25 protein-coding genes and 1 tRNA gene are annotated in these 23,709 nt (G+C 38.9%); 16 read left to right on the top strand and 10 right to left on the bottom strand.

Features of this window, described 5'->3' with window-relative positions:
- Positions 1-2: 2 nt before the first annotated feature.
- The gene (locus tag FRZ06_13200) at positions 3-653 is read left to right on the top strand and encodes an SLATT domain-containing protein (GenBank protein QOX64227.1); all 651 of its coding nucleotides are present in this window, start codon (positions 3-5) and stop codon (positions 651-653) included.
- A gap of 156 nt (positions 654-809) precedes the next feature.
- On the opposite strand, the gene FRZ06_13195 is transcribed toward FRZ06_13200, so the two are convergent.
- Complete coding sequence (locus FRZ06_13195) at positions 810-1,367, bottom strand: helix-turn-helix transcriptional regulator (protein QOX64226.1); 558 nt, start codon at positions 1,365-1,367, stop codon at positions 810-812.
- 218 nt (positions 1,368-1,585) lie between these two features.
- On the opposite strand from FRZ06_13195, the gene FRZ06_13190 reads away from it, so the two are divergent.
- The 5 genes from FRZ06_13190 (at position 1,586) to FRZ06_13170 (ending at position 6,067) form a co-directional block, all read left to right on the top strand.
- Positions 1,586-1,945 carry a hypothetical protein gene (locus FRZ06_13190; protein ID QOX64225.1) on the top strand — a complete coding sequence of 120 codons (360 nt, stop codon included), beginning with the start codon at positions 1,586-1,588 and terminating at the stop codon, positions 1,943-1,945.
- 408 nt (positions 1,946-2,353) lie between these two features.
- On the top strand, positions 2,354-3,190 hold the full coding sequence (locus FRZ06_13185) for a hypothetical protein (protein QOX64224.1): 837 nt from the start codon (positions 2,354-2,356) through the stop codon (positions 3,188-3,190).
- A 134-nt stretch (positions 3,191-3,324) separates the two neighbouring features.
- Positions 3,325-4,272, top strand: a complete 948-nt coding sequence (locus FRZ06_13180) for a hypothetical protein (protein ID QOX64223.1) — start codon at positions 3,325-3,327, stop codon at positions 4,270-4,272.
- A complete protein-coding gene (locus FRZ06_13175) occupies positions 4,265-4,456 on the top strand; it encodes a hypothetical protein (protein ID QOX64222.1) in 192 nt (63 codons plus the stop codon). Before FRZ06_13180 ends, FRZ06_13175 begins: the two co-directional genes overlap by 8 nt.
- Before the next feature lie 63 nt (positions 4,457-4,519).
- Positions 4,520-6,067 carry a recombinase family protein gene (locus FRZ06_13170; GenBank protein ID QOX64221.1) on the top strand — a complete coding sequence of 516 codons (1,548 nt, stop codon included), beginning with the start codon at positions 4,520-4,522 and terminating at the stop codon, positions 6,065-6,067.
- Positions 6,068-6,244: 177 nt separating this feature from the next.
- Here FRZ06_13170 and FRZ06_13165 read toward each other — a convergent pair whose 3' ends face one another.
- On the bottom strand, positions 6,245-6,562 hold the full coding sequence (locus tag FRZ06_13165; protein QOX64220.1) for a hypothetical protein: 318 nt from the start codon (positions 6,560-6,562) through the stop codon (positions 6,245-6,247).
- A gap of 119 nt (positions 6,563-6,681) precedes the next feature.
- Here FRZ06_13165 and FRZ06_13160 point away from each other — a divergent pair, with 119 nt between their 5' ends.
- Complete coding sequence (locus FRZ06_13160) at positions 6,682-8,157, top strand: threonine synthase (GenBank protein ID QOX64219.1); 1,476 nt, start codon at positions 6,682-6,684, stop codon at positions 8,155-8,157.
- A 232-nt stretch (positions 8,158-8,389) separates the two neighbouring features.
- Here FRZ06_13160 and FRZ06_13155 read toward each other — a convergent pair whose 3' ends face one another.
- The gene (locus FRZ06_13155; GenBank protein QOX64218.1) at positions 8,390-9,502 is read right to left on the bottom strand and encodes a diguanylate cyclase; all 1,113 of its coding nucleotides are present in this window, start codon (positions 9,500-9,502) and stop codon (positions 8,390-8,392) included.
- A 170-nt stretch (positions 9,503-9,672) separates the two neighbouring features.
- On the opposite strand from FRZ06_13155, the gene FRZ06_13150 reads away from it, so the two are divergent.
- Positions 9,673-9,760, top strand: a tRNA-Ser gene (locus tag FRZ06_13150).
- A 270-nt stretch (positions 9,761-10,030) separates the two neighbouring features.
- Here the strand turns inward: FRZ06_13150 and FRZ06_13145 are convergent.
- From FRZ06_13145 to FRZ06_13135, 3 genes are all read right to left on the bottom strand, one after another.
- Positions 10,031-10,258: a tyrosine-type recombinase/integrase gene (locus FRZ06_13145; GenBank protein ID QOX64217.1), complete on the bottom strand. Its 228-nt coding sequence runs from the start codon at positions 10,256-10,258 to the stop codon at positions 10,031-10,033.
- Between the two features lie 377 nt (positions 10,259-10,635).
- On the bottom strand, positions 10,636-11,112 hold the full coding sequence (locus FRZ06_13140) for a hypothetical protein (GenBank protein ID QOX64216.1): 477 nt from the start codon (positions 11,110-11,112) through the stop codon (positions 10,636-10,638).
- Positions 11,113-11,192: 80 nt separating this feature from the next.
- Positions 11,193-11,846 (bottom strand): hypothetical protein, encoded by a 654-nt coding sequence (locus FRZ06_13135; protein ID QOX64215.1) that lies wholly within the window; start codon positions 11,844-11,846, stop codon positions 11,193-11,195.
- Between the two features lie 905 nt (positions 11,847-12,751).
- Between FRZ06_13135 and FRZ06_13130 the strand changes: the two genes are divergently transcribed.
- On the top strand, positions 12,752-13,711 hold the full coding sequence (locus tag FRZ06_13130; protein ID QOX64214.1) for a hypothetical protein: 960 nt from the start codon (positions 12,752-12,754) through the stop codon (positions 13,709-13,711).
- Between the two features lie 153 nt (positions 13,712-13,864).
- On the opposite strand, the gene FRZ06_13125 is transcribed toward FRZ06_13130, so the two are convergent.
- The 3 genes from FRZ06_13125 to FRZ06_13115 form a co-directional block, all read right to left on the bottom strand.
- Positions 13,865-14,503 carry an SHOCT domain-containing protein gene (locus FRZ06_13125; GenBank protein QOX64213.1) on the bottom strand — a complete coding sequence of 213 codons (639 nt, stop codon included), beginning with the start codon at positions 14,501-14,503 and terminating at the stop codon, positions 13,865-13,867.
- A 609-nt stretch (positions 14,504-15,112) separates the two neighbouring features.
- Complete coding sequence (locus tag FRZ06_13120; GenBank protein ID QOX64212.1) at positions 15,113-15,328, bottom strand: hypothetical protein; 216 nt, start codon at positions 15,326-15,328, stop codon at positions 15,113-15,115.
- Positions 15,329-15,512: 184 nt separating this feature from the next.
- Positions 15,513-15,851, bottom strand: a complete 339-nt coding sequence (locus tag FRZ06_13115; GenBank protein ID QOX64211.1) for a putative motility protein — start codon at positions 15,849-15,851, stop codon at positions 15,513-15,515.
- 499 nt (positions 15,852-16,350) lie between these two features.
- Between FRZ06_13115 and FRZ06_13110 the strand changes: the two genes are divergently transcribed.
- Both FRZ06_13110 and FRZ06_13105 read left to right on the top strand, forming a co-directional pair.
- A complete protein-coding gene (locus tag FRZ06_13110) occupies positions 16,351-17,319 on the top strand; it encodes a hypothetical protein (GenBank protein QOX64210.1) in 969 nt (322 codons plus the stop codon).
- Positions 17,320-17,809: 490 nt separating this feature from the next.
- Positions 17,810-18,766 carry a hypothetical protein gene (locus tag FRZ06_13105; protein ID QOX64209.1) on the top strand — a complete coding sequence of 319 codons (957 nt, stop codon included), beginning with the start codon at positions 17,810-17,812 and terminating at the stop codon, positions 18,764-18,766.
- Between the two features lie 306 nt (positions 18,767-19,072).
- On the opposite strand, the gene FRZ06_13100 is transcribed toward FRZ06_13105, so the two are convergent.
- Positions 19,073-19,444 (bottom strand): SHOCT domain-containing protein, encoded by a 372-nt coding sequence (locus FRZ06_13100; GenBank protein QOX64208.1) that lies wholly within the window; start codon positions 19,442-19,444, stop codon positions 19,073-19,075.
- A 307-nt stretch (positions 19,445-19,751) separates the two neighbouring features.
- On the opposite strand from FRZ06_13100, the gene FRZ06_13095 reads away from it, so the two are divergent.
- The 5 genes from FRZ06_13095 to FRZ06_13075 all read left to right on the top strand — a co-directional run bounded on the left by FRZ06_13095 (position 19,752) and on the right by FRZ06_13075 (position 23,488).
- A complete protein-coding gene (locus tag FRZ06_13095; protein ID QOX64207.1) occupies positions 19,752-20,147 on the top strand; it encodes a zinc ribbon domain-containing protein in 396 nt (131 codons plus the stop codon).
- A 129-nt stretch (positions 20,148-20,276) separates the two neighbouring features.
- Positions 20,277-20,894 (top strand): hypothetical protein, encoded by a 618-nt coding sequence (locus FRZ06_13090; GenBank protein ID QOX64206.1) that lies wholly within the window; start codon positions 20,277-20,279, stop codon positions 20,892-20,894.
- Between the two features lie 402 nt (positions 20,895-21,296).
- The gene (locus tag FRZ06_13085; GenBank protein QOX64205.1) at positions 21,297-21,905 is read left to right on the top strand and encodes a DUF4230 domain-containing protein; all 609 of its coding nucleotides are present in this window, start codon (positions 21,297-21,299) and stop codon (positions 21,903-21,905) included.
- A gap of 95 nt (positions 21,906-22,000) precedes the next feature.
- Positions 22,001-22,576 (top strand): TetR/AcrR family transcriptional regulator, encoded by a 576-nt coding sequence (locus tag FRZ06_13080; GenBank protein ID QOX64204.1) that lies wholly within the window; start codon positions 22,001-22,003, stop codon positions 22,574-22,576.
- Positions 22,577-22,591: 15 nt separating this feature from the next.
- Positions 22,592-23,488 (top strand): hypothetical protein, encoded by an 897-nt coding sequence (locus FRZ06_13075; GenBank protein QOX64203.1) that lies wholly within the window; start codon positions 22,592-22,594, stop codon positions 23,486-23,488.
- Positions 23,489-23,709 lie beyond the last annotated feature (221 nt).

Below are 23,709 nucleotides of genomic sequence, written 5' to 3'. Positions count from 1 at the left end.
GTATGAATAATTGTATTCCTCGAAAAGATGTTGACGATAAAATGGATATAATCTACTGCACACGAAAATGTCGAATAAATGCTGCTGAAAGATATAAATTTCTGGATCAGCTTTTATTGGCTATAAACACCTACTATTCGGCATTTTTAATTATTCTATCTGTTATTTTCCTGTTAAATTCAAATCCAATCGGCATTGGAATTATGCTTATTTCATTATCTATCCTAACATTTACATTTAATGCGATATGTATGTCATTACAATTTAAAGATCGATATTATTCATTTAAGGCAAATTACATAGAATTAGGGGCTTTATATAATGAATTAAAATTAATTGATTGCGACGCAGATAATTCTAGATCTATTTTTGAGGAGATAACGAAAAAATACGATCTCTTATTGAATATGTGCGAAAACCACACAACGTATGATTACTATAAATTTTTAATAAATGATCATAATGCCTTAGATAAAAAATTTGCATATATAGAAGATCAAAAACTAAAGAAATCTTCAATCGATGGAATCAAAAAATACTATTATTATCGACTAATTCTAAAGTTTATCTTCTTCGCGCTACTCGTATCTGTTCCATTTATAACACCTTATTTAGTTAATATTATTAAGATTTTTATATTAAATGCTTATTAACCAACATATCTATTCGCAAATAAAAAAGGCACTCTGGCCAGTATTATTGAGTACTGCCCGAGTGCCTTTATTTTTTAGTTTCTACACTTTCGCTGTTTTCCTATGTTGCATTACTGAATTCAGGGGTGTAAATCAGGCATGCTGCAATGGCTGATCCTATAAAAACTTTAGAATATCCATATCTTCAATGGTTTCAATGTTAATGAATTTACTTTCGTTCACTTCACAATTGGTTACCCCCAAAAGCTCTTGAAAATATTCTTTGTACTTCTCCTGTATTTTACTGCGGCTTAATGAATATAGTTCGTCGGTAATTTGCCTGTTTAAGTTGCGTGCGTCTTGCAACTCTCTTATTTCCGCCAAATACTCTCGAAAAGTTTTATCCATCCATAATGTTAATTCACGATATTTATAGTTGTTATAAGGATTTGTTGTAGTTTTGTATCCAAGACTAAATATTTTATCTAAAGCGAAAATAATGTTCACCATTAAATCACTATCGTTTTTGTATTCACTGCGCCCATAAAACCAATCCAAGGTGATGTTATATTGGGTACAAACCTTAATTGCATAATCAACAGGTATGATTCTGCTTCCATTTTCATAACTGGTCTGGGTCTTGCTTGCTATTAAAAATTGTTTTGCGAATTCTTCTACTGTTAACCCCAATTCTTTGCGGATCTGCCTCAATCGCGAGTCTTTTTCACTATTCATAAAATCACCTTTTTATTTTAGGCTACACTGTTAACCCCAACGTGTCAAGCTTGTATCCAATCTTTCATAATTGTATCCGCTTATGCGTATTTTGTGGCTAACTGGATACAAAAAAACGAGCTTATACTGGGTTTGTAAGGACTTGCAAGCTCCATGACAAACGAAGCTGCCACATTGAAGCTGAATGAGGCAGTAATATTACGAAAGGTGAAAATATTATGTCAAAAAACAAACTTACCACAACTATACACGCTGTCAACGGTGGCTCTGATACCTTGATTTTGGTTGGAAAATCTGACCTTTTTGGATTTTCTGACGGCAAGAAATCAGAAAACAGAATGGGAACAAAGCTAGATTGCGTAGCCCCAGGCAATAGACTGGTTAGCCTCACAGTAAAAATTGAGGGTCCCGACCCATTCCCACATTTCAGTGATAGCGATATTGGCTCAATGGTTGCGTCGATGGCGTTCCCTTTGGTGAAGCTCACAAATGCAGTAGTGTCTCTCTACACGATGAATGGCAATCTTGGTATGACCGTTACTGCTGACGGTGCAATACTGGTCGAGCCTAAAAAATAATTGTTTGGGTGAGGGCGAGTACTTTTTGGTCTCGCCCTTACTATTGAAAGGAGTGGTTTTATGAGAAACACTATTAATTTATTCTGTCCATATAAAAAATGGCTTTTGGTCATACCCTATCTGGTCGTTATCCTTTTAGTTTGGCACAAACGAGATATAACTTACCCTCACATTCCCTCAATGTTTCGGGAAACGCTGCTTGGTGATTTGCTCCCTGATATGATCTTCTTTTCCCTCGCCTTAGCAGGGTTTGTATGTCTTGTTCAACTGATTCGTTTGCCGGGATTCCAGAAGTGGCGATTTGCACGGGGAGTACGGCGGGCCGGACTTCATAATGCCCAAGGGGAGTACCCGGTACTTATCTCCGCGAGAAAAGACAAAAACAAGCCCCATGGGAGAATCTTAGAGGTGGAAAACAAGGGGATTTCCATTCAAGACTTTGATAATCGAGTGGATCGTCTGGACGCAACGCTAGAAGGGAAAATCTACTGTATGGAATATGGGCGGAAGACTACACGCACAAGACTATATGTCACGCCTAACAAGTTTATTAAGCCAACAATAATTTCGCCCAATGACGAATATTTTGGCAACGCTGTTATAGGCTCCCTTATAAACTGCCTTGTGGTGGGAGCTACGGGTACAGGCAAAACGGTAGCTCTTAAAGTAATAATGTCAAAAATTGCAAGATTTCAACCAGAAGCTGAGATTTGGATACTAGACTTTAAAAATTATGATTTTAAGGAATTTTCCAACTACCCCAATCACTACGCTTATTCAAACTGCGTTCAAGGTCTTACTGATTATTATAATGCTTTTAAAGAACAGCAAAACACTGGGTCGGCAGGTTGCCCACAATATCTTTTTTGCGACGAGTGGGGAAGCTTTATTCTTTCCAGAGAAAAGCGGCAGGCAGAGGAGCTAAAGGCGCGTCTGTCAGAAATTTTAATGCTCGGAAGAAGTTACCGTTTTGTTCCGATCATAGGGCTTCAAAGGGGAGACTCTTCTCATTTCTCTTCCGGGGCTAGAGACCAATTCCGCGCTATCCTAATGCTGGGAAATATTTCCAAGCAGCAGAAACAGATGCTGCTACCCGATTTTGAGGACAAATTGACCGAGAATTGCGGGTTGGGAGAAGGTTATTTGTTGTTGGACGGAAAAGGAGGCATTGAGCACATCAAAATTGCACCGATACAGGACTTCGACGCGCTCGACAATGTCATTCGGAAAGCAATGCAGCGATGACGCTTGGGTGGGTCGGGCGGCGAAGCAGAGTGAAAGCCGACAGACCCATCCACCGCCGCAATGCGGCGGTATAAACTTGATTATACGTCAATAACATCAACACAAATTTCGCGTAGAAGGAGACACAGTAATGTATGAAAATAGAGAATGTCGAAAATCCTCTGATTAAAGCGAATGACTTTGTGAAAGTCAAAGAAATGGGCAATTTTACAGAGGTTACATACAGCAAATTTAATTCAAGGCAGACGATACAGAAACTAAATGCTAATGAGTACGCTGTACTCGATACGGGAGAAATCAAAAGTTTTAATCATAGTGAGACACGCGCTGATGATTTAAGCAGTGTTTCAAAGAGCTTAAAAAAATTACGTGAACTTATATGCGCTAATGTAACTGATACCCGAAAATGCCTTTGGATTTGTCTCACATATTCAGAGAATAATTCTGACCCGTATAGGCTATATACGGACTTTAAAAAATTTAATATAGGATTAAAGCGCTATATCCATAAAAATAATTTGCCGGATTACGAATACCTAGTAGCAATGGAGGCCCAGTCTAGAGGATCTCTTCACGCTCACTTACTGCTGATATTTGATAAAAAAGCCCCTTTCATTCCGAATGATACGATTGCGGCACTTTGGAAACAGGGCTTTTGTAAAACAAAATCGCTGAAAAATGTTGATAACGTTGGAGCGTATTTAAGCGCATATCTCGGAGATCTAAGCTTAGACGATGCAATAAAAAATAATGTTTTAAACGATAACATAAAAGAAATTGTTACGACCAATGAACGGGACGAGAAGGAAAGTAAATTTTATGTAAAAGGAGCACGTCTGAGGATGCTCCCCAAAGGATTTCGTTTGTTTCGCAAGAGCAAAGGAATTAAGGAGCCTGTTATTTATGAAACTACTAATTTCGAAGCAATGCAAAAATTGGAATCTTCTGAGCTGACTTTTGAAAAGACGATACAGTTAATCAATGAAAATACAAATTATTATAACGTTTTTAACCGTAGGTATTATAAGAAAAAATTTCTAAAGGGTACAAATAAGCAAAAGGGGACAGATTGGGATGAATAAAGAAGCCAAAATACAAGTTGAAAATCAAAAATGGCTGACGTTGGCGATAAAGCAAGGGATTATTAGTCAGCTATATAAAGACGGATTCCTGACGGAAAATATCTACAGGAGGTTGACATTATCCATCGGATTCTCTTTGGAAAAACCAGCAAAAAAAGCAGCAGAAATTACGAAAGATCATTGAAATTTCAGCCATTTCCATGCTATAATAAAGTATAGATATGACTGATTTTCAAGAGGCATTTCAATGAGGAAAGGAGTTATTGAGATGCTAAAGGTAGCGGCATATTGCCGAGTATCAACCGATCATGAAGATCAGAAAAATTCATTAGAGAATCAACAATTGTACTTTGAAAACTACATAAACGCGAACAGCGATTGGGAATTTGCGGGGCTTTTCCCTGATGAGGGAATAACCGGAACCTGTATGAAGAAGCGAAAGAAATTTAATGAAATGATTGATAAGGCGTACAACGGGGAAATTGACTTGATTATTACAAAAGAAGTCTCAAGGTTTGCAAGGAACACCGTGGATACTCTATCAGTCACAAGAAAGCTAAAGACTTTGGGTATAGGTGTTATTTTCATCAGCGACAACATAGACACCAGAGAAAATGACGGGGAATTTCGTCTGACGATCATGGCCTCCGTTGCACAAGAAGAAAGCCGGAAAACTTCTGAACGTGTCAAATGGGGCATGAGGCGAGGAATGGAAAAAGGCTATGTATTCGGGCCGGGTGTCTTAGGCTTCCACCTGAATAAAGGTGCTCTTACCGTCAATGAGGATGAAGCCTCCATAGTAAAGCTGATTTATCAGGACTTCCTGTCAGGCATGGGGATTACATCTATCGTAAAAAAATTGAAGCAAGAGCATATACCCTGTGGATCAAATCGTAAAAATTGGACGGTCAATAATGTCCGTGCCATCCTCGTGGATGAAAAGTACGCCGGTGATCTACGTCAACGAAAGATGTATATAGAATCACACCTGACACATAAGGCAGTCAAGAACGAAAACCCTGACGATACGGTATACATCAGAAATCATCATCCTGCAATCGTAGATCACAAAACTTGGGACTTGGCACAACTGGAACTGCAACGCAGGGCGGCCTTAATTGGCGAAAAGTCAAGGCATTCAACGAAATATTGGGCTTCCGGCCTGATTGAATGCGGTGAATGCGGCTCAAAAGGCGTTTCTCGCAACAAGTACAACAAAGACGGTACTATGATTCGATTCTGGTATTGCCGTGAACTTTATAACTACGGGAAATCTTCCGGCTGCAAAAGTGATCTGGTAAACGATATCGCATTGCTGACCTGTGTACGCTTTGCACTTAGGCAACTTAACTTCAATTCTGCCGATATTTTACAGGAATTGCAGTCTGAAATCCAGACAGCGCAAAACGGTGGTATTCCCGACCATACAAAACAGTATGAAGAACGGATAAAAAAGGCACTGGAGAAGAAAGCACGGATTATTGATATGTATGCCGAGGGAGATATTACAAAGTCTGAAATGAATCAGATGAAGTCCAAGTATGACGATGAAATTTCGGCTTTGAAAAGCACCATTGAAAAGGTCAGACTTGAAGCGAAAAAGAATGAGGCAGCCAAAGAGAACTTGTCTAAGGTTATTGCTCGTATCAAGGAGATTCTAAGGCAGGAAGAACCAACACCGGAAGTCTATCGCTCCATTCTTGAGAAAATCGTCTTGTGCAAGAACCACGACTTGGATATCTATTTTAAGTATGTAAGTTCCCCAATCCAACTGCATTTTGAAACATCAGGCTGAAGAGACACATATCACGTTGAATGTGAATTAAGGTCAGATTCAGAGAACATTGCAATTTAAAGGTTTTAAAAGGTTAAGTTTAGTCAGATACAGTTTACCAAGAGAAAAAACCGAAGCAGCGCTTCGGTCTTTTTCGTTTTTGAAGCAGAGGGAGTCGAACCCGCAAGGGCGCGAACGCTATACCAGAATGTCGAACTTATTATTGGAATAAGGGTCTTTCACTGTCGATGCGTTCTGGCTCAAATTAGATGGATCTGAGACTTCTTCTGTGCTTGCAGCAGCTTTTGATTGCTGTGATTCAATTCTCTGGATCTGAGACTCCAATTGCTGAATCTGTGTTTGAATAATTTCGATAAGCTGCTGCTTTGTATCTTCGTCTCCATCGCCGCTATTGATTTTTGTAATCTTAGTCTGAAGTTTTGTTATCTGTGTTCTCAGAGAAAAAACTTCGTTAAATTTATATTGATTTTCAAGGGAACCATTTTTTCTATACATTTTGTCCGATCGCCTTGTATATTTTCGGCTATTTTGTTAAAATCAAATATTAAGCAAAGAATAAGGCTCGGAGCTTTGATCCGAGATGATTTAGATATAGAAAAGAAAGGAATAGAAGGATGTTTTACAAGAGTACAAGAGGCAGTAAGGATATCAAAAATGCTGCTCAAGCTGTTATACAGGGGATTTCTCAGGACAAAGGACTTTTTGTTCCGGATTCTTTCCCCAAACTGCCATTTCGTCTGGAAGAGATGAAGGGAAAGACGTATCAGGAAATCGCTGATGCGGTCATTCACAGCTTTTTTACGGATTATACGGAAGCAGAGATCAAACATTGTGTGAACGGGGCCTACGACAGCAAATTTGAGGCTTCTGAGATCGTTCCGCTGGTCAATGCAGGAGGCGCATATTTTCTGGAGCTTTATCACGGCAGAACAGCGGCATTTAAGGATATGGCATTATCCATTCTGCCTTACCTCATGACGACAGCGATGCAGAAAGAACAGGTTGATAAAAAAGTGGTGATCCTGACTGCTACTTCAGGAGATACAGGAAAGGCCGCTTTAGAGGGATTTGCCGACGTCCCCAATACAGAGATCATCGTATTTTACCCCAGTGAAGGAGTAAGCCAGGTTCAGGAACGGCAGATGATTACTCAAGAAGGAGCAAACACGCATGTCTTTGCAATCCGGGGTAATTTTGATGACGCGCAGACCGGCGTGAAGAAAATCTTCAATGACAGCCAATTCGCATCAGAACTGGCAGAATCGGGCTGTATGCTTTCTTCCGCAAACTCTATTAATATCGGGCGATTGATTCCGCAGGTGGCATATTATGTTTATGCGTATGCCAAGCTGATGGAGCAGGAAACGGTAAAAGCAGGCGAAGAATTCAATGTAGTAGTACCTACTGGGAACTTCGGAAATATCCTTGCAGCTTATTATGCAAAGCAGATGGGGATTCCGGTAAAAAAGCTGATCTGCGCATCCAATGAAAACAAAGTCCTGACAGACTTCCTTCAGACGGGGGTGTACGATGCAGGAAGAGAATTTTATCTGACCAATTCTCCATCCATGGATATTCTGATTTCCAGTAACCTGGAACGGCTTTTATACCACTTGAGTGGAAATAACGGTGAAGAAATTTCGGCTTTGATGAATGGCCTTGATAACGAAAAGAAGTATGAGGTAAGCAGCAGCATCAAGGAAGGCTTAAAAGACTTCTGGGCTGGTTTTGCTACAGTCGCCCAGACCAATGCTGCCATTGGAAAAATGTACGCTGAAAACGGCTATTTGATGGATACTCACACGGCAGTTGCATATAAGGTCTATGAAGACTATAAACAGGAGACTGGTGATGATACTCCCGCAGTTATTGCTTCAACTGCCAGCGCGTATAAATTTGCAGACAGTGTAGCAGAATCCATAGGCCTTGTGCCTGATGGAGACGGTTTTGTAAACGTCCGTGCGCTCCACGAAAAGACTGGTGTCAAAATCCCTGCTGGACTGAAAGGTTTGGAGGACAAGGAGATTAGACATAGAGGCGTGCTGGGCAAGGATGAAATGCAGTCAGCTGTAAGAAAAGCTTTGAAATGAAATAGTAGAGATTACCGTAAAGAGAAATGAGAAACAGAAAATAAAATAAGAAATATAATCTATAGAATATAAAGTTAAAGAATGTAAAATAGAACCGATTAATGAAAAGCTGCCGTTTGAATTTGCATCCAAGATGTTAGAAAATGAACTAATCTTAGGAGGAGCATCTCACAGACGGCAGTTCTTTATTTTGATATGGAATGGGGAAGGATCTGTTGAAGCGCGCAGACTCCTATTGCTCTTGATATATCATCGTCTGACCTTTGCCATTTTCCTTAGCCTGATAGAGCGCGGAATCTGCCTGATGGAATAAAAGCGTCGCGTTGGTTTCGCCTTCCGAATAGCTTGCAATCCCGGCACTGAAGCTGATGGAACTTGTCCCGGTTTTCGCTGACGGAACTTGTCGGCAGCGCTTTCGTAAGGATTCCAATCTCAGGTATGCCAGTTCTCTGGATGCTCTCGGAAAGATGACGGCAAATTCGTCTCCTCCATAACGGGCAATAAAGGCATCCCCCTCTTTGCAGTGCTCTTTCATCAGGTCTGTGAAATGGATCAGAACCTGGTCGCCAGCCAGATGGCCGTAGGTGTCGTTGATTTCCTTAAAGTCATCCAGGTCAATGATGGCAAGGGACATTGGTGCTCTGGATTTCCAAGCTTTTTCCATCGTTGTATTCAAAAGGGCATGGAATGTTTTCTGATTAAACAGTCCGGTGAGAGAATCGTTCCTCGCTTGTTCTGTCAGGGATAGCTGGGTTTCATAGCTGAAATTTATGTAATCACTGTTTGCCTTGTTGTATGCGATGAGAACATTGCTGATCAGGTATGCGGTAATCAGCAGGGTGAGAGCGACAACGATGTTCAGATAAAAAAATACAGTCTTATTTTCAAAATAAAAGGCGGCGCGGAGAGAAATCAGAAGAATCAAAGCTCCATTCAGCATTGTAATCAGCCTAGTCATCTTTTTCTTTCCAAACAATACAGTAAGAAAAACTGGCATAGCAAGAGCTGTTGTTATGGAATCGACCTGAACATGAACGTATGCGATGACTGCGGCGAGAAGACTTAACGTCACCGGAATTGCTGTGTTTTTTATTTTGTCCTTGAATCGATTGGTATTTATTTTATGACAGGCATAGACCAGAATAAGATTTATCAAGGTTGGAAGCATAATATATTTCAAGATATAGTGAAGGTCTGTTGTGGTTTCTGCAAGGAGTCCGAATGGCCGAAACGCCAAGAAAACAATGACTTCTACCAGAAATATCAGTACAATGATAACGTAGAAGACTCGGATGATTTTTTCTCTCCATTGCTCAAAGGATAGATTCGGCTTCTTTACATCCATGAATTGCAGCACCTCCGCATCAGAAATTATACTTCATATAGAGCTTGAAAGCAAACACATGTGGGAAAAATTTCAACAGAAACCTTAATTTTATTACAAATTTTTATTTGAAATAGTACTTGCTTTTTCTCTTAATGTATGTTAAATTACTAATTGTGTCTAATAAGTCTGGAGAGTTGACCGAGTGGCTAAGGAGCTCGCCTGGAAAGCGAGTAAGGTGTTAAAGCCCCGTGGGTTCGAGTCCCATGCTCTCCGCCAAAAACAAAAGCATCATCCGATAGGATGATGCTTTTGTTTTTTGTCTCAAGGCGAGGGGCGAGAAGCCACGGAGTGGGTGAGAAAGTCCCATGCGTATTTTCCGCAGCTTTAGCTGCAGAGGAAAATACGACAGCAGGGAGCGAAGCGAGTCGGAGGCCAGAGGCCGTTGCTCTCCGCCAGATAAGATAAGAACCGCTAAAGCACTGTAAAACAATGCGTTTAGCGGTTTTTTATTCCACTGATTTTGATTTTGAAATCGTCTAATATCGGCTATAATTGTATGGGAGATGTGGGACTTAGTGTGGGAGTTTTTGTCCCATTATGCATATTGTTTATTAGATTTTTCGCATTATTATAGGACGTTTCAGAGTGGTGCGTGTAGATCTTCGCGGTGATGCTGATGTCGGAATGACCCATCAATTCCTTGGCGACGTTGATCGGTACACCGGCGTCCTGAAGGTCTGTGCAGTACGTATGTCGTAGACAGTAGGGAACCATCCTCTGCTACTCGATAGGGAGGCACAACGGCGTTTTTAAAGGTCTTGCATCCCATTTCAATATTCATCTCACGCTTGAAGCTTCTCCAGCGTGTTCTCATGCCTGCCGTAGACATATCTCGGTTCTTAAAAACATACTCGTATGAATAAACCTTTATCGTCCTTAGCTTTGAAAGCAAAATATCCGGTATAGGTATCGTTCTTTTTCCGGATCGACTCTTGGTATCCCCAATGGTATTATCGTGCCGCTTTAATGCGTTTTCGGTCTTCAAGTTACCACCTGTCAGATCAAGATGCCTGCCTTGCAGTGCAGCAGTTTCTTGTGGCCGCAGTCCGCAGTACAGCATCAGCTTGACCCAAAGATCTGCGGGGTGCTTCTCAGCCACTTTTAATATATGTACGTTCTATATCCTTAATGGACCGCCGGGTATTATTTTTCCCCCTTGGTATATCGAGATCTTCAGCTGGATTATTTATAATCAGCTTGTTACACTGAGCCTTCGTAAATATTTGAACCAGGGTGTATCGGACCTTCTTTATATGATCTCTGGAGCATCCAGCTGCGCCGTTGAGGGTGCAGCGGTCTGACATCAACCAGGCGCATGCTGCCAATGGCCGGGGTAATGTATATCTTGATTCGGCATTTGCATATAGCGTGGCATCGCTGACGTTCGGTTCTACGTAGGTCTCCAGCCATTCCTCAGTCCATTTCTTTACTGTTGTGCTCTTATTTAGGATGATTGAACCTTCTTCCAGAGCCTTCTTTTTCTCGGCGACTTTCACTGCCAGCTCCGGCTCCGTTTTGGCGGTCACGCCATACCGCTTACCGTCAAATGTAAATGTTCCTCTTGGCATATGTATCATTCTTTTTGATTTTGGGCATAAAAATGCCCGAGACTTGATTTCCTCGGGCATGAAAAGTTAGTCTACCAATATCATTCTACCTGCTCTTCATCAACTGCAGTAGTGATTGCAACGATCTCCTCTTCTGAAAAGCCTTGTTCTGATAAATATTTCACTCTTGCGCTATCCACAGTTTTCAAATAATCGGGAGAATCCCTCAAAACATCGCCGCAATTATCTAAATCCTCTTTATTATCGGTTTCACAAAATTTTAATAAATCACTTGCAACTTTCCACTGCATGGTTAGGTAGAAGTGAGCAGATTCTAAATACATTGATTTTGCTACATCATCATATGTTAATAAACTACCTTGTAAACTAGATTGGGCATCTTTTGCCTGCGTAGCTAGTTCTTTCAGTTCTGATCTGGACATTTTACCATCGCCTACTTCTCCCATTGAATCAACTAATATATCGGATACTCTTGTTGAGGCTGATACCATCTTATAAATCTTTTTATCATACTCTTTGACGGCATCCTTATCTACAGGATCTATTTCAGTCGATTGTTCTTCTTCAGAGACTTGTACTGTATCGTTATTTCCCATTTTTTCTTTGCTTTCGCCACTGTCACCACATCCAGTCATACTAATAATCAGTATGATTACTGAATATAATAAGTATTTAGTTTTGCTGTTTTTTTCAACGTTAGGATTAATAAATAAGTTAGTTCGATTGTTATCCATTTCCTTGTTCCTTTCTTGAAAACATACATATACATTATTACTTATGGATTTATTTTATTATATGGAATATATTTCATGCAATAAAAATATTTAGATTTATAATAATGTATTTAAAAAAGCATATTATTGGTACCACAAAATGAGGTCTAACTTATATATATCTTTCCCTTCAACTCTTGAAGATTTTTATAATCACCCAGCCTAATAAAAATTATGTTGCCAAAGCGGAAGTCCTGGCACCACACCGGGGCTTTTATATTTCGGTTCGGCCAGAGGCTGTTGCTCTCCGCCAGATAAGAAAAGAACCGCTAAAGCACTGTAAATCAATGCGTTTGGCGGTTTTATATTGCCATGATTCTGGTGCTGAAATCGTCTAATGTCGCTTATTTTTTCACATCAAATATGGAAATTAGTGTGGACGATTTTACGCCATTATGCATGTTGTTTATTAGATTTTTCGCATTGATTGAGAAGTGATGAAATGGTCAATCCATACAAAGGAAAATTCAAAAGTAACGGCTCTCTGTCAAGTGTTGGGGGTGAGCCAAAGAAAAAATAAAGTATAACAATGGGCGGATCTCTATGCTGTCGTACTGGAGGATGATTTCCTTGGTCACGACTCTGACAGGCTAGCCAGTAGATCAAATAAAGGCAGAGCATGTTGTCTATTTAAAGACCAGAGATAACGCGGTCAGTGGTGGATATGTTCCGCGCAAGGTTTGCAATCCATAATCAGTAAAGCCCCGGTGTAATGCTGGAGCTATTTTTTTGATGTGATACTCTTCCCTATTTGTTAAATGATTGCAAAATTTGGAAAAATAATGTTGAATTTCAATAAAAATTAATATATTATATAATGATGGTAATATTTAGAATGCGTCTTGTAGATTTACAGTGGAGGTCGTATGATGAAAGTCAAAATTAGTATTATTTTTTTGTTTTTGGGGCTGATTACATTAAGTTTAGTTTCCTGTGGTAATGTTACGGTTGAGGATGATCTCAGTAACTACATCAATGAATGGAATTCAAAGGTAAACGGTAGAGATGTTGCGAGTAGTGCTGCGTTCTATAGTGCAATAAATGAAAACTATATCGATGACGATACATTGTATTCTGACATAAAAGATGATATTATGCCCGATTTAAAAGAAGTGATAGGTATTGCAGAAGAGATAGCACCAAAAACTGATGAAGTAAAAGCTGTGCATGAAAAATACTTAAATGCACTTAATATGCAATTTTCTGCTTATGAATTAGTTCTTACTGCCATTGAGTCTCAGGATTCTGAGGACATAACACAGGCAAATGATAAATTAGCTGAAGCAGGCGAAGGAGCACAAGAGTTTGCATCATCTCTTAGTGAGCTGGCAGAAAAATACGGTGTTGATTTCGGGGATAATAAATCATCGGAATCAGATGACGCGGAAGTTTCTTTTGTTCCTGTAGATGGTAAATTTCAAATGACAGTGGAAGAATTTGTATCTATAATGGATTTAGAGCTTTCAAACAATAACTATAAAAAGCTGTCAGAATGGAAAAAGCTTGATGAAAACGGTAGTGTAACATATTTATTAGACTCATCGTTTATGATATCTTTTAGTACAGCAGATGATGGTAAGATTACAAGCTTTACCTATTTCATGGGACAAGGCAATATAGATCCAGAAACTGCCCGAATAATGGGATATTTGCGAGTAAGAACGGTAGGAAAGGTGGATTTAGAACAACGTGACGGAATTATAAATTCACTTGGTAATTTTTCCTCAACAGATAATACAATAGCTAATGCAAGTGGTACCAATGCAGACTACTCCTATATTGTAAAAGATGGTCTTGCAATGTTTACTATTAGGGCAAAAAAATAAATGAAATATTCGTCGCATTAAACTTTCTACGTTTATTAAAGCGGCCCCGGCGTAATGCCAGGGCCATTTTCTATTTGGTGAGTTAGTCTTCTTTATAAATGGAAGGAGCATCAGGGAAAAAAACAAGCGAGCGCTGTTGTTGCTCTCTTTTCTTTAGATATTTAGCAACTGCTTTTTTTTAGCATCAAATTCTTCCTGAGTAATGATTCCTTTATCAAGGAGGCCTTTGAATTTTAATATCTCATCAGCAGCAGAAAAAAGTACATTGTTAAGATCTTCTGATGGCTGAGACTTTTGCTGACTTTCATCGGAAATTCCAATCGGAGAGAATATAGACATAATTTGCTGGGCGATCTCAATCCTTGATTTATAGGCATATGTATCACGTTCTGTCCTGTCGTTAAGAAGAGGGATGAATAGTACTGCGCCTTCTGGGTTATGTAACATAATTCTTATGTTCAAGCTATTTATAAATTTATACGCCTCTTTATACCCCCTTACAGCTCCATAAATCGCACCAGTAGTACTACCACCAAATGAACCTCTAGCAGCTCCTCTTAAAATGCTATCAAGAGCAGTTTCTTCATCTTCGAGTAATTGAAGTTCTTTAATATCGTCATACTTATAAACTTGAGGATCGCGGCATTTACCAAAACCATCAAGCAGCTGCCACCTTTGATGGATTTCGTCAACGGCGATAACATTTCCGATTTTCTTTGTTGGTTTAAAATCCATATTGGCTTGATTATCTATGCTAGTTTTTTGATACTCTGATTTGTGAAATGATCCCATAATTGTACTCCTTTACCCATATTGCTTTAATTTATTATATAGTAAAAGACATTGAGCGCATAGAATTAAATTTTGAACCAACTAAAACTAATTTCTACTGAAATGGTAAAAATTATGTTGCCATAGTAAAAGCCCCGATATCAAGCCGGGGCTGTTTTTGTCTGCGCTTCTATAGTGTTCATGGGTTGACTCCTTTTACAGACTTGCACTTCTGACAGAGTAAGGGACTTTTTTTGATGTGGAAAGGGGTGTGGGACTGTCCTCTACGAGCCTTGAAAACACTGGGTTACTATAAAGCCCCGTGGGTTCGAGTCCCATGCGTATTTTCCGCAGCTTTAGCTGCAGAGGAAAATACGACAGCAGGGAGCGAAGCGAGTCGGAGGCCGGAGGCCGTTGCTCTCCGCCAAAATAAAAAGGGGGCTGTCGCAAAATGAATTGACAATTGATAAGCTCCCCTTTAAGTAACAAGTTTTATTATTTCACTTGTCTACCTAGAAGGGAGCATATCAAATCAAAAAATCATTTTGCAATAGCCCTTTATTTTATATCTAGATGTAGAACCAGAATCCAGTGGGTGAGAAAGTCCCATACATAAGAAGCGAAGCGCCACTAATCTCTTTCACGGTATCGGTGTTGATATCTGTCACGGTCTATGTCTCTTACACTTCCTCGGTCTCTGTCTCTGTCATATTTACTGTTTCTGTCTTTGTCATAGTTGCTGTTTCTGTCATGGTCGCTGATTTTGTCAAGGCTGCTTAAATATCCCAGAATTCTATCAAATCTTTCCAATATATGGTCTCTGCTAGACGAAAGATTATTACTCATTACCTCAACCTCCTTTCGTCACTAACAATATATTGAGAACAATAAATTATGTTACAGCTAGGATACCATGGAGCAGAGAGATGGAATTAATAAGGCTTCTCGTGCAGAATTTCTGGACAAAGGGGAAAGAACTCCTGCCGTTTTCACCATGATCAAAAAATAAAGATGCAGGGAAAACTCCCTGCTAGACACTTATATCAAGTTTATGCCCAAAGGATGGGACGGATTCTTGAATGGTTTCAATCAGTGCCTCGGCAGCTACCTCTTGAACATTAAGAACTTGTTTTGCAATGGCGATTCCAGCTGATTCTTGAACTTGGCTTTGGTGAAGATAAATGCTGGCAGCAGCGATAGATGTAACGTCCATTTCAACCCCTCCTTTGCGCATAGTATACAACAAAAGAGGAACACAGGCAATGCAATTTCTTGAATGGAAGTTTGTAAGGAGAACCACATGACTGCATATTTCACCAGATGCAGCCAGAAGTCTATGATCACAAGCTTGATAAGGAAAAAGAAACAAAAAACGCCTACCCTGATGTGTCGAGCGAGAGTGAAGTTGGATTCTCGGCACGGGGCAGACGGAATTTTAAAGCAGAAAGGCCAACGAAAAGCCCTTTTGTAATTCTAAGTATACTATCGCTTTGTGATGGATTGATAAAGATTGTGTTAAGTATTTGTAAAAAACATATCGCATATTCTACGATAGAAGCAGTGGTAAGAACTTAACGGCAAACGGCTAGAACCTTAACTGATTAAATTTAGCTCTTACACCTGCTCCTATACACATTGATCAATGCAAGAACATCTTACCATTTTTTTCCGAAAATTTATTGTGGTAAGTTTATCCAATAATTTGTAAGAAGCTGTAAATAACATAATAATCCCTTTTTTGTAACTCTTTTCTTTGTCCGTCTATACAATAGTAATTGGCGTGTTAATCGATATCGAGCCGCTTTTAAAAACAGGATAAAGAGCTCTTTGTCTGATATAGAAAATAGAAAGAGGAGAGTAAGAAATCAATGTTATATTATGCTTATCTAGATAGTAGAGACATCGTCCAGGCGATATATGCTATGCCTTCTCCATTGGAAGGGGAAAAATATGTTTCAATTCCGACGAACGATCAAACCTTAATAGGCAAGAGATATAATCGTCAAACTGGAAAATTCGAAGATGTGGTGATGTTCTATTACGCGGTTTTAGGCGCAAAAGATATCGTCACGGAAGTGATCTCATCTGAGACTGAAATCATTGATCCAAATAAAATACGAATTTCGACAAGTGACACTACTCTAATTGGAAAGTGGTATAACCGTGGAACTGGCCAATTTCTAAATCCCCCCATTCACATCTTGGCCGAGTTAAGCACGGGACAGATCAACATTGTAGGGCAGGATAAATGGCTGCAGACAGAATTGAATGAAATAAGAGCTTCTCTTGTGGAACTGGGGTATGGCTCTATTGGCGGATATAAATGTACCTTCGATATGGAAGAGAATCAGGAAACTACGAATGAGTGGACCTCTTCGGGGTCAAATACAGGTAAAAACTATATATTTAGTTTTGACACTGGTATACCTGGATATTTTCCTAAAATGATTAGAATTGTCAGTAAATATTTTGATAACGACCTGCTTGTTGCAGATTTTTATATTGTCAGAAATGCTGATGGTTCGGTAAAATACGCATATGTGGATAAGAACTATTTTGGAATATCGCGTAGCTCAACTGATACCGCAAAAACCAGGTGGGTTGCCCACAATATTAAAATGAGCAAAGATGATGTATTTGCGGCAGGTAAACACAGTAATGGACGCTTGTGGGATGAAGGTGGTGGAGTATTCTTCCAGGAGATCGGGGTGAACAACTCCGATGTCAGCATTGGAAAATTCAACTACACGGAAAATACGTTCTCTTTCACTATGGAAATTTCATCGAATCTCGTAGGCAATTTCACAGATATGAACCTACGAGGATATGTATTTTAAGCAAACTTTTTATATTTAGGCGGCCTTCGGGCCGCCTTTCTAATGTGCGCCCAGTATGGTCGCAGTCAATGGCGTTTTTTAAATGTTTTGCATCCCATTTCTATATTCATCTCACGCTAGATGCTACTCCGGCGTGTTCGCATGCCTACCGTGGACATATGAGATTCATCTCGGTTCTTAAAAACATATTCATATGAATCAATCTTTAGCGCTGTAAGCAAAATATTCCGTATGGGTATCGTTCTTTGTCGGCCCGATTCTTGGTACATCGAGATCTTTAAATTTAATAGACATTTTACACAAAAAGCAATACTTGGAAAACTACCAGTATCTATTGGGCGGTCGCTTCTGTTTTAGGGCATTAGCTCTCCTTCCTTGAAAAATATTGTAAAATTAAGTAATATAGCGTAGAATATAAAATATAGTTATAATTAAAAATATTGTAATATTGTACTTGAAGTGGAAGAAGAGAGGCAGTGGAGGAAATCAAATGGTGAAAAAAAGAATTGTAATTTTTTTAATCCTTAGCTTATTCGTTTTTTTGTGTTCCGGTTGCACTAAAGAAGTTAAAGATAAGGAAACGACAATTAGCTTCCAAGGTGTTGATTATACGGGGCTATATACTGGGATTTTTGAGAATGGTCTTCCTCAGGGGAATGGAGAATTTAATTATAATAAAGAAAGTCAGTATTTAAATTATAAGGGTTCTTTTGCAGAAGGAAACTTATCGGCACAAGGTATATTGGAAACCAATCTTTATAAATTCAAGTTTGCAGATGTTGAGAGAATTGGGGAGTACAAAGGAGATTTGGTAGATGGTATCCCGAATGGCTACGGAACGTTTACTACTCAAAATAGCCAAAAGATAGAATATACATATGAGGGAGAGTGGAAAGACGGACTGTTTGATGGGCAAGGAACTACGAAGTGGGACGACCCTGAAGCTGAGTCGCAAATTGGCACCTATAAACAAGGTAAATATGTACCTGAGTTTTACGAAATGCTCTCAAACTTATCTGGACGGCCAAGTATGCCGTTTACGCTTCCTGATATATCTTATAATTTTTTAAAACAACACCAAGACCTGTTTGCTGTTAATACGTATGATGCTATAGCACCGTATCTGGATGGCACGATTGAGTATAAGCACTTACAAAAAACTCCTGGAAAATACGGTGATAAAATTATTTCCGTCAATAGTAAAATTCAGCAAATATTTGAAAATGTAGTTGATGATGATTGGTCAAAATACTCGTACACAAGTCTGTTAGTTTCTGATGGCGATTATAATTATTATTGGGTGTACTATCCAGGCACTTGTGAATACTTTGAAGGTGACAGAGTCTGCGTCTATGGTTTGCCGATAGGCTCAAGCGGCTTTGATAATATTGGTGGAGGAACCACCTTAGTGCAAGTGTTAGCGGGAAGTGCACTTCTTCCTATTTAGATTAGTATAAGGAAACTTGCAAGGGGAAAGTCGGAGAAACCCGGCTTTTGTGGGGATGCTCAGTGGAAGATTCATTTGACCAGGCTTAAGAAAATTCATATACAAAATCATAAGCTATCCCGTAAAAGATGATCACGATATTAATTTAAACGATATTTAACTAATGCAGCAAAAAAACGCCCACAGGATTACTTCAGAGGGCGTTTTTTAGTATATGTTATTCTTTCATAGGCCGAATGAAATCATCGGACCATAAATAATTCAGAAATGGCTGTAGTCAGTCTAATATTTACATCGAAATGAATTTTATATTTTAGACAGCAGGAGTGCTTTTTTTTGTTGGAATTCCTCTTCGGTTAATGCCCCGGAATCTTTTAAATCAGATAATTTCTGTATTTGTTCAAGAGCATCTCTACCTTCCTCATTAGGTGGTGAATCAGTCAGAGACGTATGTGCTATGTTTGTTTTAGAATTCTCACTGTTATTTTTAAAAATTAAAAACATAAAAATAGCGCAAAGAGGAATCGAAAGGAGCATGCCCAATAATAATGAGCCTCCAACGCATGCAGCAAATCCTCCAATGCCTAATCCAAGTTTACCTTTTACCCCTCCTGCAATTGCGGGGATTGCGCCTATGATTAGACCCGCTATTAGTGCACCGAATAAAGTTGATCCCATAAATATGTCTCCTTTCAATTTTACTTAATATTTGTATAATTATAACATGGAAAATTATAAAAGTAATTATATTATAAAGTAAAAAATAATCTAATGAGATTTATTTGAACTATTCTCCAGTCCATTAGCATCAATTGAACGCTTCATTATTTCATTCTCCAACCATCCCATCCCCATCACGGTCTTCCATATTTATAAAGCCAGTGGTCTCTTGCAATCGGCAAAGGTTTTTTTATAAGCAGGCGAAATTTGCAAAATTGATAGTAATGTGAAATATAGTATACAAATTTGTGAGAAAAAGGTATAATTGGAACAAGTTTATTTTGAAAAGGAGTATTTTATGTTTTGCAGCAATTGTGGTTCTCAGTTATCTGATGAAAGTTTATTTTGCTCCAAATGTGGGAAACCGACAAAGAACAATATTCATACTTTAGAATCTACCACAAAACACAAGGTTACGATTTTTAGAGAGAGTCAAATTTATTTAGTGAATCCTCCTGTAAATATTAGCATTAATAATAAGATGGATCGTTCAATTGAAAATGGGGGGTCTGTAGAGCTAGAACTAGAAGAGGGGAGGTACAAATTTGAGTTCTCTATGTCGTTTAGGAAAAAGACAATTGACGTAAATGTTAATAAAGATATTCAGCTTACAGTTAAATGGAATAGGTTTACTGGGGCGCTCGTGGTCGATGTTTCTTGATAGTTTTTTCTAGTGTTTAGGCATCTTTTCAATCCGATAATTGAAGAAGCTTGTACTAGTGTATACACTTTAAAAGTGCAATAGAAATATTCGGTTGAATGGTGAAACAAAAAAAGAGAGGTAGAGAGCATGAAAAAGATAATTCTGTTCTTATTGATGGTGTTCCTTTTGACTAGCTGTGGAGAAGGAGGCGAATCGCAAGAAGCATCCCAAGATAACCAGATAGGGCAATTGCAAGAAGAAATAGCAGAGAGAAAGATCGAGGAGCCACAAAAAGAGATTATTTCTGCAGAAACTTCATCTGAAACTTCTGCTGGAACCTTGTCTCAGAAAAACGCAGTGTCCATGGCGAAAGATTATTTGGAATCCTCAAATTTCTCTCAAAGTGGGCTAATAGAGCAATTAATATTCGAAGGTTTTTCAGAGGATGATGCTGCCTATGCAGTAAGCCGGCTGGATGTCAACTGGAGAGAGCAAGCCGCGACAATGGCGAAAGGTTATTTGGAATCCTCAAATTTCTCCCAAAGTGGGCTAAGAGAACAATTGGAATTTGAAGGTTTTTCAGAGGACGATGCCAACTATGCAGTAAGTCGTTTGGATGTTAATTGGAGTGAGCAAGCGGCAGCAATGGCTGAAGGCTACTTAGAATCTTCAAGCTTCTCAAGAAGTGGGTTGATAGAACAACTGATATTCGAAGGTTTTAGCGAGGGAGATGCGACTTACGCAGCAGACAAAGCAGGATTTTAGTATTTGCAGAATAAAGCTACAGGCATTGATCAAGAGAATGTTTTGTTTATTCTGAGCGTAGCTATTAAATAATTACAGAATTATTTATATCAATAATGATTTGAATACCACCGGATTCGGTGGTGTTCTTATTTTTGCGACGAGAATTAGCACTCGTTTTACGTTAGATGGATACAAAGATCAAGCACCAACCCCAACATTATTATTGTGTCGAAATTTGTAAAATGGGTATTATTACGTCATAAAGTGAATAAGAGGAAGCGAATCTTAATATTTTAGCACTACAAACGTATTGAAGTCCCGTAACTATCAATAATCCCGCCCAAAATCAAGCGATAGGATGATGGAAGGTTATAAAAGATTATCAGTACTGGTATCTGATAAATCTTGGAGGAGAATTACATGGTAAAAAGGTTAAAGTGGATACTACCCACGATTCTAATTGCACTTATCTTCAGCGCAGGAGTCTATGTATCTAATAAATATGATCTGGTCCAAACAAGCACGAAGATAACGTCAGAAACTTCGTTGTTGCAGGATCATTTATTAGAGTTGTCTGAATGGACGACTCTGAAGTATGAATATAGTAATGTTATTATCAGCAGAACCGAAAAGAACCTAGCCCTGCCGGGTATTTCGGATATTAATTACGGAAAGACGATTAAGCTCATTGAATACTCAGGATATTTAAAAGCGGGAACCGACCTTTCAAAAATTCAAGTATCTTATGATGCGTTATCCAAAGAGTTATTGATCAAAATCCCCAAATCTCAAATACTAGACAACGTTGTGGAGACTGAGAAGACAAAGGTGGAAGATGTTACGGGAAATCTGTTTTCGGATTATCCCACACAGATCGTGTTTGACGAGATTAATGCTAACAAGAAACAGCTTGAAGAAGAAAAAGTCAATCAAGGCTTTCTGGAAGAAGCAGATCAGAGAGTGCGTCAACTATTAATATCATTTTCAAAAGCAAAAGGGTACGAGGACATTGTGATAGAATTCTTTTAATGTTGAGTGAGATATCAATTTTCTAACTTTACATCACAAGCTTAATTGCTTATAATTATAGTGATCGGTCTATATAATACTGGAGGTAACATCAAATGAAAGGCAAATCAGATACTCGAAACAAAATACTGCTAACTGCGTCACGCCTTTTTTTAAGACAAGGATATCATGCTACTGGATTGAGCCAAATTATCAAAGAGAGCGGTACGCCAAAAGGCTCACTGTATTACTACTTCCCAAATGGAAAAGAAGAACTGGCAATAGAGGCAGTAAAACTAACCAGTGATTTTATTCGGCAGAAAATAACGGAATATCTGGATCAGATCGATGATCCGGTGGAATCCATACAGGTCTTTATCGACCAGATTGCACAGGAAATTATTGATCTGAAAGAAGTCATTCCTTATACCGTCAGTTTATTAGCACTTGAGACCTCAGCAATCAGCGAGCCCATAAGAGAAAGCTGCAAGAATGCCTTTGAATCATGGGAAAATGGTTTCTCGGCAAAGTTAGTCAAGAGTGGATTTGATAAGAAAAAGGCTGACGAGCTGGGTATTATATTACAAGTAATGATGGAAGGGGCACTGATCAGTGCATTAACAAAGAAGGATATGGCACCGCTATATCATGTTGCGAAATATATACCGGTTCTGTTAAAACAACAGGTTTGAAAGGTGATATGAAAAATGATTACAGTATCAGAATATGATGCTTTTGGCCCATGGATTTACGAAGTGAATGAGGAGCACCCGCTGCCTCCTTTGTTCGTACCATATTACAAAAGCGGCGATAACAGCCTTATGGTGATCAAGATTCCCAGAAATCTGGAGCGACGGAATGCCAGACCAGACATGAATTTATATGATTATGTGATTGGTCTTTATGCGGATTCTATTTATATACTCAAGCGCGTTGATGAGCATGTGGAAGAGCATAGGGTCTATTACAGCAACATTGAGGGGATCGAAGATCATAGGCGGCTGCTTAAGGGGACGCTTACCATTTTCTTGAATCATACCAAATTAACCATACCCTATAATACAGTCTCAAGTAATCTTATCGTTAAATTTATCGGCATAATTAGAGATAAATACACGCAGAAATCCTTTGAACTCAAAAGTGAGTTTGGTCCAGAAGAAGATTTGGGCGTAGAAGTCTTATATAGAAATATGCTGAAAGATATCAAACCAATGATTCCGGATCTTCGGGTTTGTGCAGTGCAAAGGTCAATCCCTTTAAAGTTGGCAAAGGGTAATTTTGCAGCAAGGATAGGACATTTTTTATCAAGATCGATTTTGTTAAACTGCCTGCATCTTACCAACAATAAAGAGCTGATCGTCTTTACCAGAGGAAGAACAATCATGAAAAAGGGGAAGGCCAACTATGATTATAGTACGATTTATATCCCAATTGAAAAGTTAGGTATCTTGATCCCGGAAAAGGATGAGAAATATGTGGGGCTAGAGTCAATCAATATAAAATTGTCATCACAGGAATTCCGATTTTACTTTGAGCAAACCAACAGAAAGTCAATTGATTTTTATAAAAGCTTGAACAACAGAAGGAATCATGACAGAAGATAGCACTCAATCAAAAATCAATAGATGCGCTTCCTCCTGCGGCTTTGCCGTTGGTGCGCTGATACAATAAAACTGCCCCTGGTTGTTCCAGGGGCAGTTTAGAGAAGAAAGCCAATGAAAAAATTTTCTGGTCTGTTATCAGTATAGGCGATTTTTGTAACGAACAGATGAAGATTAGGTTAAAGGTTTGTAAAGATTAGCGCTCAAAATCTGGGCAAAAAAAA

It is taken from the genome of Clostridiales bacterium (assembly GCA_015243575.1).
Classification (GTDB): domain Bacteria; phylum Bacillota; class Clostridia; order Peptostreptococcales; family Anaerovoracaceae; genus Anoxybacterium; species Anoxybacterium hadale.
Note: the sequence above shows the minus strand (reverse complement) of the source record. Positions and strands in the feature narration are given on the sequence as shown.